Raw genomic sequence first — 14149 nt, forward strand, 5'->3', positions numbered from 1 at the left:
TCACCTCATTATTAATTTATGCTCTCTACTAATAAAGCTTCCTTTTTATTCGCTAGTCCCAATACATAATCCCTTATATATTCAACATCATACACATCATAATTTTCAACTAATGTCGTTACTCTAGAATAGTCAAACTCTACTGTTTTACCGATAAAGATCTTAGGGAAAACCTCTTCACTGTGAACCTCATTCTCACCAAGAAGCTCCTCATACATTTTCTCACCAGGACGAATACCAGCAAACTTAATGCCGATTTCCTCTATTGAGTATCCCGATAGCTTTATAAGGTTTTCAGCCAAGTCTACGATCTTAACAGGTTCACCCATATCAAGGACAAAAATTTCTCCTCCACGCGCAAGTGCACCTGCTTGAATAACTAGTCTAGATGCTTCTGGAATCGTCATAAAATATCGAGTCATTTCAGGATGTGTCACCGTTACTGGCCCACCTGCCTGAATTTGCTTTTTAAATAATGGAATAACACTGCCACGACTGCCTAATACATTTCCAAAACGAACAGCGACAAAGTTTGTTTGACTGTGCTTGTTTAACTCTTGAATTACCATTTCAGCAATACGTTTCGTCGAGCCCATTACATTTGTGGGATTAACAGCTTTATCAGTTGATACTAAAACAAATTTACGAACACCAAATGTATCTGCTGCCTCTGCAACATTTTTTGTCCCTATTACGTTGTTTTTCACGGCTTCTTTTGGATTATATTCCATTAACGGCACATGCTTATGAGCTGCTGCATGATAAATAACATCCGGTTTATGTGCTTCTATCACATCAAAGATTCGATTACGATCCTGAACATCTGCAATGACAGGAATAACCTCAAATTGACCTTGGTATCGATTTCTGAGTTCCATATCAATCGTGTAGATTGAATTTTCTCCATGACCTAATAATAGAAGCTTCTGAGGCTTAAATTTACTAACCTGTCTACAAATCTCTGAGCCTATTGATCCACCTGCACCAGTTACAAGAATTGTCTTTCCTGTTAGCTTTTCAGAAATACTTTGCATATTAAGCTCAACGGGGTCGCGCCCTAATAAATCCTCAACCTGCACATCACGGAATTGATGAACGGATACCTTACCCGTTACAATATCCTCAATACTAGGCATAATCTTTGTTTTCGCTTTTGTTTTACTACATTCTTTATAAATTCTTTGAATCTCCATTTTGTTAAGCGAAGGAATCGCAATAATAATATGGTCAACGCTTTTACTTTCTACAATTTCAGGAATATCCTCTGCCTTCCCTAAGACTGTTACTCCATAAATCTGAAGCCTTTGTTTCGTTGCATCATCATCAACAAAAGCAACAGGCTGTAATTCACTTTCATTGCTTTTTAATAATTGTCTAACGAGCATCGTTCCAGCAGCACCTGCTCCGACAATAAGAACATTTTTCTTTTCAACCTTAGACTTCATGTATTGATCGCGCACAATTCTCCAAGCAAAACGGGAGCCTCCGATAAGACACATATGCAAAAGCCATGTAATAAACAACACACGTAAATACATATCGCCATTTGTGACTAACTGAGTTAATGCCGCAAAGCCAATTGAATAGGTAACAGCCTTAACAATTGCTACTAATTCTCCAACACTCGCATACTCCCATGCTTTCTGATATAAACCATAGATAAATGCAAAAACATGATGGGTTATGAGTAATGTAATGGAGCTAATGATCAGCATTTTTAAGGAGTAATAACTAAAATAAGGATTTAATATAAAATAACCAACATAAATAGAGAATAATACTATGATTGAATCCAAGCCCACGAGCAATGATATTCTTTTTGAATAGCTCAAAATAACCCCTTCTTTTCATCTTGAATTTTGACCAAAATAAATATCTATTGAAAAAGCACTGTGAAAATGATGCTCTTTAATTAGATATCTAATATACTCAACATTTAATCTACTTAAGGTTTTTTAAGCAGACTCTCAGTAACAGTTATTTACATTGTTAGAAGGAATCTAAATGTTGTAATTCTATACTATTTAGATTCCTCAATTTTTAAAATCATTCACATTTGCCTACTTATTGGAACAAAAAGTATAAAACCTAATCCTTTATTCCTATATCAGTAGAATTTATCGTAGCACAGTAGAATTACCAAGAAAAGAGGGTGATTTTGTCGAATCTTGACTATTTACCCCCATAGTAATAATAATACTGACTATCCTGCGTCTTCTTATTATTTAGCACGACTCCAAGAATCTTCGCCTGCGCACTTTCCAACAATTCCTTTGTTTTCTTAGCAGCTTCAGTCTCTGTCTTACCACTACTTACTACTAAAACTACTCCATCTGTAATGTTAGCTAGTACTTGAGCATCAGTCACAGCTAAAACAGGCGGCGTATCAAGAATAATCATGTCGTAATCTTCTTTTGCCTGTTCCAACAAAGCAATCATTCCTTTTGAACCTAGTAACTCAGAAGGATTGGGCGGAATTGGGCCACATGGTAACACCCATAAGTTTTCCTGGCCTGTTACATACACAGTTTCTTCCAATGTTTTTTGTTTTGTTAGTACATTTGTTAAACCTGTATGGTTTTCCAGACGGAATGTATAATGCACAGTTGGTTTTCTTAAATCGGCATCAATTAATAGTACTTTTTTTCCTTGCTGAGCAAATACTACAGCTAGGTTTGCCGTTGTTGTTGATTTCCCCTCAGCAGGACCAGATGAAGTCACAACCAACGATCTTAATTCTTGGTCTACACTCGAGAATTGAATATTCGTACGAACTGTACGGAATTGCTCTGCAATTGGAGATTTTGGTGATGTCATTGAGATTAAGCTTCTATTTTGTAACTGAACGATTTGCTTTCGGTCTTTACGAGCCAACAGACTCACCTCGCGTTCTTATTGTTGTATTTGTTTGGCTCTTCATTTCTCCGTCCATGTTAATTGTTGTTATAGCACCTAATACTGGAAGGCCTAACTGATTTTCAATGTCTTGCTCAGTTTTAATTGTGTTATCAAGATATTCTAATAGGAATGCTAGACCTACACCAGCCATCAAACCTACTACTAATGCAATTGCCATATTTAGAACAGGCTGAGGTTTAATTGGTGAAGGATTTTCTCCTAATTGTGCTTGAGATAAAATACTTACGTTATCAATGTTCATTAGTGTGGTAATTTCGTCTTGAAATGTATCTGCGATAGAGTTAGCGATATTCGCTGCTTGTTGTGGATCTTCGTTCTGAACTGAGATGTTTACAACCTGTGAGTTTTGCTCACTAGATACTGTTACTAAGCCGTTTAATACACCTGTAGACATATCTAGGTTTTCTTTCTCGATTACTTTATCTAAAATTGCCGGGCTTTTAATGATGACATTATATGTGTTAATTAACTGTAGGTTAGTCTGAACTTCGCCTACATTATAGGCTTGTTGTTCACTTTTTGATTGGTTAACTAAAATTTGCGTAGATGACTGATAAATTGGTGTTAGGAGAAAATAACTAACAATGCCGCTTGTTGCGGTTGCAAGTGCTGTGATGATAATAATGAGAGAGAGACGTTTTTTTAGAGTTAAAAACAGCTCTTTCAAGCTAATTGTTTCTTCCATATTGACCTCCGAATAATGTAATCTAGTAAAACTATTTTAAGACTCAACTATTATAAAGGAGTTACCCTGCATAAAACCAGTATTTCTGACAATAAAAGTCGTTTTTTTACAAGTTCTGCTTTATTGTAGCATGTAACTGTCAATTTTTTTACAAAAATTTTCGGGTAATTTGTACCATAGAATGAAAATGTTCCTTGTTTGACAAAATTGTGAACATTGAAGTGGGATATTTGAGTTGTTTGTATTTGTTGAGATATAGGTGGTGGTCATCTGAGTATTTAATCTGAATTTATATATGAAATTTTAAAAGAAGTATAAGGTGTAGTTGCTATAAGGTATTTTTAACACTATATAAAAAATTGAGGCCTGCTTATTAAGCAGGCCTCAATTTTATGTTTATCTTTACATACCATTTGCTGCAACGGTAACTAAAGCACCGATCACAATGGCAAGGATAAAAAATGATATCGTTACTAACTTCTTCTTCAATTCTTTCTTTCTTGCCATTTCTTCTGGTGTAGTCCAGCTAGACATAGATAATAAAGCCCCCTTTAATCCTTCGACAAATTTTGCGTTTTTTTCTCTAGAGTTAATATCGGATGTATTTATAGAATTTAAAGAGTACTTTTTATCTAAAAATGATGAAACTATCATTACTCGTATATCATTCATTAAAATCATCACTTATAGTACTTTATTACTACGCCTTGTCGTTCTTTGTTGAGAACATTTTAGTTCTTTTAACTCTCTTATATGTTAAAATATTACTAGATATTGGTATATAAAGGAGGATCTGGAATGCCGTTATTACAACTAAAGGAAGTGCACACTCCGCTTCGATTGATTGGAATTAAGATTTTTCGTTCACAGCAGGACGGAAAGCTCTATATGAAGTATAGAAAGAAAGCTATTAAAAGAATATCTTCATAAAATCTATCATTCTTTCACTCTGTGGCATCCAAATTTGGGTGTTTTTTTTCTTTCCTAAGAATAGATAGATCTATTTATGACCATCATCTAGAAGAGGTGATTGGATTGAAAGGTTTACTTGTTTGTTTTGCTATTTTGTTATTATGCTTATTCACTTTTACAGAAAGCTTAAGTCTACTTTTGTCTCAACAAAAGGTTTCGTTTCATTATGAGCCGCATCCTGCTTTTAGCAGTTTTCTTCATAATGATTTGATGAATCTACAGGATCTTACCTATCGTCGGCAGAAGCTTGGGCATTTTAGCTATTTCTTCTTTCTGGCTATCCTTATTTATTGGGCTTGGAGACGTCATTCCTTCGTTTTCATTATGACGTTAGGTGCAGCTTTTCTGACTGAAATTGGACAGCTGTTTTTCTCAAGAAGCGGACGATTGTTGGATGTTGGATATGATATGGCTGGCGTTTGTTTGTTTTATTTATTGTATGGATGCTATCGTGGTGGAAGCTGGTTGTATACGAAAGTGAATGATGAAGTATCGGTGAACAGACAGTGATTGTGGCTGTCTTTTTTGTTTTATTTAAATTTATAGATAAAAATTTAATTATTGATGATGGACTTTGTAAGCGTTTTCATTTATACTATAGGTAATCAGTACTTATACTTATTTTATAAGGAGTGGTCTTAATGGAGCATCAAGAGAATGTGTTTATCGGTATGTTTTGGGGAGCGTTGTTAAGTTTTCCATTATGGGCTGCGTTTTTTCTGTTTTTGAAGGTTCTTTTATAAAAGTTTTACAACTAAATAAATGATACCGATCCAAATAGGAATGGAAATGAGGATTCCCCATAAGCAACCTTTGTAAAAGCGATTTTTTTCATGAATCTTTTCCATTCCGATCACCTTTGTCTATTATTGTCGAATCCTCTTTGTATTATACCATTTTATCTAAGAAAGCCACTCGCTGGAGTGACTTCCTTTACTTCGGTAACAGCCCCGCTCCGATTAAACCTGCTTTTTGATCTAACAGTGCAGGGATTATTATTAAGGTTTCCTTTAAACTCGGATACACATATTCCTTTGTTTTATTGATTAATGGCTCTAAAATTAGTTCCTTCGATTTCATCACACCACCGCCGATGACGATGATCTCTGGATTCACCGTATGAACAATGTTTGCCAAGCCAATTGCTAGGTAGTTGATTGCTTCGTCGAGGATACTCTGTGCTTCTTTGTTGCCCTGCTCTGCCAGTTGGAAAACTCCTTGCGCGCCGTTTGTGATGTTTAGGCGTTCTTGACCGATTCTGCCGATGGCGGTTCCGCTTGCTAGACCTTCGAGCGCACCTTTGTTCAGGCCTGGTCCTTGATAGGCGTCTGGGCTTGGGTTCACAATCATATTGCCAATCTCGCCGCAGCTTCCTTGGGCACCTGAGACGAGCTCGCCGTTTAACACATATCCACCACCGATTCCCGTACTAACTGTGATGAAGAACACACTGCTTGCACCTTTTCCTGCACCAAGTGTGGCTTCGGCAAGGGCAGCTGCGTTTGCGTCGTTTTCTAGTTTTACTGGTAGGTTGGTTTTTTCTTCGAGTAGTTGGACGATCGGGATGTTTACCCAGCCTGGTAGGTTAGGTGGTTCGATAATGATTCCGTCGTGTGGGTTGAGTGGGCCTGGTGAGCCGATGCCGACGGCTTTGATTTTATATGTAGATTTTAGTTTGTTGATGATCTCTGCCATTTGGTTTATGACGTACTCGGGTCCTTTTGCTGCTTCTGTTGATTGACTTTGTTCGTTGATGATTTCTCCTTGCTCATTGAAAACACCGATGCGCAGGTTTGTGCCGCCGAGGTCGATTCCGATTGTGTGCATGGTTGTGCCTCCTTTTTTCGATATGTTCTATATTTAGTTTACCTGAATGGAAGGTGTATGAAAAGGATTACAAAAAGAAGTAACTACTCTTTAGATGAAGAATAATTACTTCTTTAAAGGTTTTTTTATGTTATGGAGATACTAAGGTGAGGTTATATTCTGTCTTTTACTCAGCTTTATGTATGGTTAGGCTCGTTTGGAGTTATTTCTGTGAAGTTATTTCTTCGAGTTGTTTCTTGATTCTTGACATTTTCTTCTCATCTTCTTCATTTATTGAGGGTGAAGAATTAAATTCAATTTCTTTCATCGTAAAAAAGTTGCTTTTTCTATCATTAACATATTTTTTACGTATTTGGGTCAGGTCTTCCTGTATAGCTGTTTGCTCATCTAAGATGATCGTTACTTTTCTGCCCATTGTTGTTTGGTGTTGCTTTAATCCTGCTAGATCATGTTTCATATCTGATCGTTCTTTCTTCATACCACTTACCTTATCTAATAATGAGGATAGCAAGATATCCATTTTTCTTATTATTCCTTCAACTTGGTCCACTTTTGTTCACCTCCTCTACAATATTTTACAATTTTTCAAGATATTAACTATTATTTTTTTCTTTTTTAACGAAAAAAGCACCCGATATGGATGCTTTTCTCACCTTAATACAGTTGAGAAGGATCAATTTGCTCATATAGTGACGGATCGAAGTTTCCATCGATATTCATTAGTCGATATAGAGCATAATAATTGCCTTCGCCGTAAGAGTAATCTTCATAGAATTGTGCATTTAGAATTTGTCCAGTCGGACTTACAAAGATGATTTCATCAAGAGCATCATCTGTTGGATATGGATTGTAGTAAACATCTCCGTCAAATGCGTCTAGGAATTCAACCGGGAAGCCGTAGCCACCTGCGATATATGTGTGAGCAATAAAGTTCACTGTGTCGTTGCCGCCGTAGTAAACATAAAGATCTTCATCATAATCTGAGTATGGATAAGGATATACATAGGCTAGATATGTGCCACCTTCAAATTCATCTAGATCCTTATATGTTGGTTGACCGAGTGTAGCGAATGTTTCATTTCTTGTTTGTGAAAGAGTTGCCCCGTTCAGGAGGATGTCTCCTGTTGCTGGGTTGTACGTTAATTTAACTGCTTCTCCATCACCTGCTGTTGATTGGTTAAGCTTGTCACTGAACCAGTTGATGTAAGCTGTTAATTCTTGATTCACTGCAGCCGGAAGAGCTTTGTAGCCTCCTGCTTGTTTAATCGCTACTGCACGTTTTTTCAGCCTGTCTAGCTTTGCATAATCACTTTTCATTTTTGTGAATTCACTATTATAGTAGGAATCCGTGATCACAGCGATTAATCGGTATTGAGAAACCTCATAGATGACGCGCTCTCTCGCTACTTTTGCGACTTTTACATATGTGTCATTTAAGTACTTACGATTTTTAGAGCCAGAAACTTTTCCGATTGCGCGTTCAACCTTTTTGATTTCGGCACTGAATGCATCATATTGCTCATCGATATAGTAAAGATCGCCTTTACTGATCGTTTGGTTGAAAGCATTTGTTTTTTGTAATAGCTTTTTCCCTGCACCTACAGCGTTTGCATAGTTGGTGTCTGTAGCAGCGCTTGAAGTTGTTGGCAGGATTGATGCGGTGAATAAAGTAAGTAAAATTGCCAGAAGTATTTTCTTCATGTTCGGCCTCCGAAGTAGTAGTAAAAACCTACTATAAATGTACTATTCTAGGAGACTGTTAGTCAATTTAAACTTTAATGGTAGATTATGGGGAACATCTTATTATATAAGCCATTTGTTTCTTGTACAGAAACCTATTGGTGCACCTGGTTCGTGTATGTTAGAAAGGGCAGAAAAAAGAAGTACCTCCATAAGAAATACTTCTTTATCGTATGATCATATGGGAACATTTTTTAGAGGTTTGCTGAGTTTTGTTTTGCTCAGTTCTTTCGGGTTCGTTCATTATGTCTGAAGCTCATTTAAGTGGGTTATATTTCATGTGAAGTCTATTAAATCAAATTGCTTTTTTAATTTAGATATTTCTCTTTCATTTTGGACGGTCTTTTCCCAAGTATGTTCATGATCTAACTCGATTGATGAGAATCTACTGTTAATTTCATTATAGTACCTTTCATTTTCCAGTCGCACTTGAGCTAAATCGCCCCGTGTTGCTTTTTGGTCTTGTTTCATTTCTGAGATATCTTGTTTCATTTCTGAAATGTCTTGTTTCATTCCTGAGATATCTTGTTTCATATCCTTCATTTCTTGTCTAGTTTCCTGTTGTTCCCTTTTCATATCAGTTTGTTCTTTTTTCATATCACCAACCATCCTGATCAAGTTGGCTAGCATGTCTTCCATTCGTTCTAATCGTTCTTCCATTGAACTCACCTCCTTCTCAACAATATTTTACAATCTTTTTAAGCAGTACGCCATTAGTTGATCGATTTTTACAAGAAATTAACAAAGGCAGTTCTGTATGGTAGACTGCCCTCAACCTAGCCCTTCACCTATCTGCTAGTTGTCCTTTTATAAAATATTTCCCGAGTAATACACAAAATAATCAAGTTAGCAACCTCACAAAATCGCACTAGCCATTTGCCAGGGACAAATTTCGGGAAGTGACAGGCACCACAAAACAAATTCCGACAAAATCCGGGAAGTGACAGGCACCACCCAACACAAAAAACGAGCACCCTCACCAGGTGCCCGTTTTCTTTATGATGCATATACTTTTCTTATTTGAGAGATTAAGTCTTCTATCATTTCGTTAGTTGTGATATCGGCTTTTGCTTCGCCTTTGTCGTAGGCGCTTAATAGAATTTGTAACAGCTCTTCTTGTTTCAGCTGATTATCCTTCATATTGTATAAGTTTCCTTTCTTTTTTTACAAATTCAGACAATACCAAATCATTATACTTTGATTCTGTGGTGCTGACAAGATGTAATTTATTTGGTTTGCCCGGAGCAAATAAAAGTTTCGAAAGCTGCTTTTCTTTTATGTCCCCGATTCTTTCTCGTACTAAACCTTTTTGATCAATTCATTATGCGTTATAATAGAAGAATTAGGTTTATTTCAATCATTTATCTGTTTAATGTAGTGCAGCTGTGCTTAGGCGCAGTTCTGCTTTAAATGAAAGGAGTCCTCTCTATGCTTGGTCGGGAACTTAGTAAAGAATTTGTACTTGGTGCCGGTGAACAGATTAAACATTTGCTTTCTCCTCAGGATGAGCATGATCGTAATGTCGTGAAAAAAGGACTCATTTTATATCGTCAAGGTAGTATTTATAATGTGAGCACAACCAGTCACACTGTTTCTGCAAAAGTCCAGGATGTCACGAGTGTGCAGGTTGAGCTTGATTTGGATGATTTTGTGATGAGCACTTGTACGTGTCCGGCTCCATCAATATGTCGGCACCGTATTGCAGCCTTTCTATATGTATATGCAAGTGTTGATCGAGTCGGTACATTCGTTGATCTTTGGAAAGAAGAAAAACCGATCGATGACGTGTTAAAGCACGTACATAAAGCAAGCTCACTTTTAAAGCCTGAAAAGGAGTACGAAGATTCCTCCCTTGCAAGCTGGATTGCGTTTTTTGATCGTGAGTTTGAGAGCTGGTATGATCAGCTTTCTTCACCAAATCAGCTTTTTCAAAGTCTTTTTCATCATTATTATTCAGCCCTGAAAAAGAAGGCACCGAAGTCTCCAGAGATGAAGCAGTTTTTTATCGTTCAGGCATCTGTGACGGTTTTTATAAAAATCTTGCAGCTAATTAATGAGACGAAGCCAACGGACTATATGTTACAACATATTATTTACCCTTATATTGATCAGCTTTCTGATAATGTGGCGATTGCGATTTCTGAGATGAAGCGCTATGCCCTTCCGTTTGCCCTTGATCCGCTTTTAGTGGACAGTGTTGAGCGCTTCCGTGAGCTGTTATTTACGAGTAAACATTATCAATACGAGCGTTCAAATTTGTATCAACTACTGTGGATTGAGCTATTGCGCCGCGATAAGTTTATTAATATTGAACGTGAATGGCTTGAGGAGCATCTTGAAGATGAAAAAAATCATGAGCCTTCGTTTGCGGTGGAAATGGAAACAGCGCTCATGCATATGGATTTTCTTCAATCGCGAGATGAGCACATTTTTGAAACGATGAAAAGATTAACACCTGCTGCGCTGCCTTTTACCTTTCATTGGGTTGAGGATATTATGAAAAAGAAAAACTGGAAGCGCATGTCTGGGTGGATGTCTTATATGATGGACAATTCAACTGAATACATAAACAGTGATCTTCCTTTTGAAGAAAAACGACAAGTTGTCCGCTATATGATGCAGCTTATTAAGCAATACTCAAAAGCTACAAATGACGAAAAGCTTTTTGAACGGGCGTGCCGTAACATGCTTCCGTTAAGTTATGCGGAATATCATGATTTTCTTTTGGATAAAGAGCAGTATCGTACGTGGATTGAACTCCAGACTTTGTTAGGATTTTCAATAGAAGAAATGGATACATATGTATTAAGAGATATTGAGAAAAGTGAACCAGGTGTCCTTTTGCCTCTTTATGTTAAAACGGTTAAGCATGAAATCAGTATGAAGACCCGTGAAAATTATAAAATGGCTGTGCGCTATTTGAAGAGAATGAAATCTCAGTACAAAAAGCTGAAGCGCGAAGAAGTATGGGAAAATTATATTTTGCAGCTATCGGATGAACATAAACGACTACGTGCATTTCAGGAAGAATTGAAGAAAGGGAAGCTGATCCATGATTAATACGATCAATATTGTACTGCATGCAGAGCAAATTGAGAACAATTCGTTTTATGTGTATTGTACATCTGCACACGACGAAAGCCCGCTTACAGTTGAAGAGTTTTCCCGTTATCTTTTCACCTGGCACGAGTCTTCTTTTTTCGGAACAAAATTAGAGGACATTAGCTATATCGGCTTGCCAGCTGTTCAGCTCTCAGCATGGATGATGGTCGAGCTGCTCGGAAAAGAAACGTACAATTCACTTGCGACGATTTCGTTGTCAGAAGATGCAGAGCGCCTTGCCCATGTGGCCCATACGATTTATGACATCATCGCAAATGGTGAGTATGTGCCTGATTTTGAAGGCTGGAAGCAAGGTGTGACACGCTTTAAAGATGCCCGAAATGAGCTCGAAGGCTTTGCTTTGGAATGGTTTTCTGCGGCTATGAACGATCTGATCGAAAATGATTTGATTCTTCATGATGCATGGGCAGATATTGTGAATGCTTATCCTGTATTAACAACGTTTCAAGGACATTTCATCGATGAAGCAGATTTTCTTGAAAAAATCGGTTGGCATCACGATGATACACCATTTACAGTTGGCCTTCGATTAAATGAACCAGAAACGGACACTGATGATTGGCAGCTTGAGATTCTTTTGCGTAGTAAAACGGATGAAGATGATTTGATTCATTATCAAGGCGAGCTGCCGAGAAAGTGGAAGCCTTTCTTAAGCAAGATTGAGCGTGAGCAGGAGCGCTTTTCAGAGGTTGTGCCTTGGTTAAGCTTTCAAACTGGAACCACGTATGTGACTGAAGATGAAGCTTGGTTGTTTTTAACCGATGCGAGTGAGACGCTCATTAATATGGGCGTGGAAATTTTGCTTCCATCATGGTGGCAGGTTGTGAAGGATTCGCAGCTTATGCTCAAGGCCAAGGTATCATCGTCCCCTCGTGGGCAGTCATTTGTTGGCATGAACTCATTGATTGATTTTAACTGGCGCTTTTCAACAAACGGCGTGGAGATGAGTGAAGAGGAATTTCTGCAGCTCGTTTCGCAGCAGCGCCGCCTTGTAAATTTTAGAGGACAGTGGATTAAGCTTGATCCTGCCTTCATTAAACAGGTTCAGGCCATTTTGAAAAAAGCTGATCGAGATGGTTTACATTTGTCTGATATTCTTCATCAGGAGCTGAACGCAAAAGATCTTGACGAAGATCATGATGATGTCGTTGATGCACGTGCATTTGCTAATATTCAAATTGAATTGAATCAGCAGATGAGAGGATTGCTTAGAAAGCTGACCGATACGGAGGAGCTGCCTACACACCAGATACCTGAGGAGTTTCAAGGAACACTTCGCCCTTATCAGCAAAATGGTGTGGATTGGTTGTTGTTTTTACGTAGTGTTGGCTTTGGCGCTTGTCTTGCAGATGATATGGGTCTTGGAAAAACGATTCAGATGATTGCTTATTTTTCTTATGTAAAAGCTACGGAAAAGCCTGAGCATCCTGCGCTCATCATTGCGCCAACCTCAGTGCTTGGTAACTGGCAGAAGGAATTTGAAAAGTTTGCTCCGCACTTGAATGTGAAGCTTCATTACGGACCGAACCGCCCTAAGGAAGAGGGGTTTGCTCCTTCATTACAGGGCTATGATGTGATTATTACTTCATATGGACTGTCACATGCTGATTTCGAGGAAGTTTCAGCTGTTAAGTGGAGTACGATTTGTTTAGATGAGGCGCAAAATATTAAAAATGCGCATACAAAGCAATCGCGGGCAATCCGCAAGCTACGCGGGCAGCATCATATTGCCTTAACAGGAACGCCAATGGAAAACCGCTTAACAGAGCTTTGGTCCATTTACGATTTTCTGAATCATGGTTACTTAGGCAGCTTGCATAGCTTTCATAAACGCTATGTTCTTCCAATTGAAAAAGATCGTGATGTGGAGCAAATTGAACAGCTGCAGCGTTATATTAAGCCGTTTTTATTAAGACGTACAAAACGAGATGAACAGGTTGCGTTGAATTTACCTGAAAAGCAGGAGCAGAAAGAGTATATTCCGCTCTCTATTGAGCAGGCCTCATTGTATGAGCAGCTTGTGAAGGATACATTTGAGCAGGTGAATTCATTGGCTGGTATGCAGCGTAAAGCATTGATTTTGAAGATGCTTGGGAAACTGAAGCAAATTTGTAATCACCCTGCCCTGTATTTAAAGGAACAACAGCCAAAGCAGTTAGTTTCTCGTTCACATAAAATTGAGAAGCTTTTAGAACTTACCACCTCCATCCGTGAGCAACAGGAAAGCTGCTTAATTTTCACGCAATATATCGGCATGGGTGAAATGATGAAAGGGCTGCTGGAAAAGGAATTTGGTGAAAAGGTGTTGTTTTTGAACGGAAGTGTGATGAAATCAGAGCGTGACCGAATGGTTGAATCGTTTCAAAACAAGGACTTTCCGTTTTTAATTCTTTCATTGAAGGCTGGTGGAACAGGACTGAATTTAACAGCCGCCAACCATGTAATCCACTATGATCGCTGGTGGAATCCTGCCGTTGAAAACCAGGCAACAGACCGCGCCTACCGAATTGGTCAGGACCGCTTCGTTCATGTTCATAAACTCATTACAACCGGAACGATTGAGGAAAAAATTGATGAGATGCTCGAGAAAAAGCAATCATTAAATGATGAAATTATCCAGAGTGAGAATTGGATTACAGAGCTTTCTTCTGATGAGCTTGAAGAGCTCTTTACGTTATCGATGAGCTAGGAAGGGGTTTTTTCAGATGGCAACAAAGCAAAAAAGCAAGAAGAAAAATGAAGAAAAAAAGGCCCCACAGTGGCAAAAGCTAGTTACATTAATTGAAAAGAAGGTTTCGAAGTAGAGCGACAGTTTTTTAGCTGTCGTTTTTTTGTTTTTCCGTTACATTCTTTAAATAAAAATGAGGGTGACTCAAAAGGTTG

13 protein-coding genes are annotated in these 14149 nt (G+C 38.1%); 4 read left to right on the forward strand and 9 right to left on the reverse strand.

All coding sequences use genetic code 11. The features are described from left to right. Nucleotides 1-11 precede the first annotated feature (11 nt). The 4 genes from COD11_RS05110 to COD11_RS27360 form a co-directional block, all read right to left on the reverse strand. Entirely contained in the window at nt 12-1832 is a 1821-nt protein-coding gene (locus COD11_RS05110) for a polysaccharide biosynthesis protein (RefSeq protein ID WP_098795690.1), read from the reverse strand. A gap of 340 nt (nt 1833-2172) precedes the next feature. Continuing rightward, nucleotides 2173-2817 carry a CpsD/CapB family tyrosine-protein kinase gene (locus COD11_RS05115; protein WP_098795703.1) on the reverse strand — a complete coding sequence of 215 codons (645 nt, stop codon included), beginning with the start codon at nt 2815-2817 and terminating at the stop codon, nt 2173-2175. A gap of 46 nt (nt 2818-2863) precedes the next feature. Further along, the gene (locus tag COD11_RS05120; protein WP_098795691.1) at nt 2864-3604 is read right to left on the reverse strand and encodes a YveK family protein; all 741 of its coding nucleotides are present in this window, start codon (nt 3602-3604) and stop codon (nt 2864-2866) included. Nucleotides 3605-4006: 402 nt separating this feature from the next. Then, nucleotides 4007-4138 (reverse strand): hypothetical protein, encoded by a 132-nt coding sequence (locus COD11_RS27360; RefSeq protein WP_255301536.1) that lies wholly within the window; start codon nt 4136-4138, stop codon nt 4007-4009. Between the two features lie 264 nt (nt 4139-4402). On the opposite strand from COD11_RS27360, the gene COD11_RS27365 reads away from it, so the two are divergent. Beyond that, on the forward strand, nt 4403-4534 hold the full coding sequence (locus tag COD11_RS27365; protein ID WP_255301537.1) for a hypothetical protein: 132 nt from the start codon (nt 4403-4405) through the stop codon (nt 4532-4534). Between the two features lie 105 nt (nt 4535-4639). Then, nucleotides 4640-5086 carry a VanZ family protein gene (locus COD11_RS05130; RefSeq protein ID WP_176550982.1) on the forward strand — a complete coding sequence of 149 codons (447 nt, stop codon included), beginning with the start codon at nt 4640-4642 and terminating at the stop codon, nt 5084-5086. A 423-nt stretch (nt 5087-5509) separates the two neighbouring features. Here the strand turns inward: COD11_RS05130 and COD11_RS05140 are convergent, their stop codons facing one another. From COD11_RS05140 to COD11_RS28155, 5 genes are all read right to left on the reverse strand, one after another. Continuing rightward, the gene (locus COD11_RS05140) at nt 5510-6403 is read right to left on the reverse strand and encodes an ROK family protein (RefSeq protein WP_098795695.1); all 894 of its coding nucleotides are present in this window, start codon (nt 6401-6403) and stop codon (nt 5510-5512) included. Between the two features lie 202 nt (nt 6404-6605). Continuing rightward, nucleotides 6606-6953, reverse strand: a complete 348-nt coding sequence (locus COD11_RS05145; protein ID WP_098795696.1) for a hypothetical protein — start codon at nt 6951-6953, stop codon at nt 6606-6608. Nucleotides 6954-7057: 104 nt separating this feature from the next. After that, nucleotides 7058-8104 (reverse strand): hypothetical protein, encoded by a 1047-nt coding sequence (locus tag COD11_RS05150; RefSeq protein WP_098795697.1) that lies wholly within the window; start codon nt 8102-8104, stop codon nt 7058-7060. A 315-nt stretch (nt 8105-8419) separates the two neighbouring features. Continuing rightward, the gene (locus COD11_RS05155) at nt 8420-8803 is read right to left on the reverse strand and encodes a hypothetical protein (RefSeq protein WP_098795698.1); all 384 of its coding nucleotides are present in this window, start codon (nt 8801-8803) and stop codon (nt 8420-8422) included. Between the two features lie 336 nt (nt 8804-9139). Beyond that, nucleotides 9140-9283, reverse strand: coding sequence for a YwzD family small protein (locus COD11_RS28155; protein ID WP_098795699.1), 144 nt, complete (start codon nt 9281-9283; stop codon nt 9140-9142). Nucleotides 9284-9571: 288 nt separating this feature from the next. Here COD11_RS28155 and COD11_RS05165 point away from each other — a divergent pair, with 288 nt between their 5' ends. Further along, complete coding sequence (locus COD11_RS05165) at nt 9572-11203, forward strand: SWIM zinc finger family protein (protein WP_176550983.1); 1632 nt, start codon at nt 9572-9574, stop codon at nt 11201-11203. Then, a complete protein-coding gene (locus COD11_RS05170) occupies nt 11196-13955 on the forward strand; it encodes a DEAD/DEAH box helicase (protein WP_098795701.1) in 2760 nt (919 codons plus the stop codon). The genes COD11_RS05165 and COD11_RS05170 overlap by 8 nt, the downstream gene beginning before the upstream one ends. Nucleotides 13956-14149: the final 194 nt, after the last annotated feature.

The sequence above is a fragment of the Bacillus sp. AFS040349 genome (assembly GCF_002577655.1).
GTDB lineage: Bacteria > Bacillota > Bacilli > Bacillales > Bacillaceae > Metabacillus.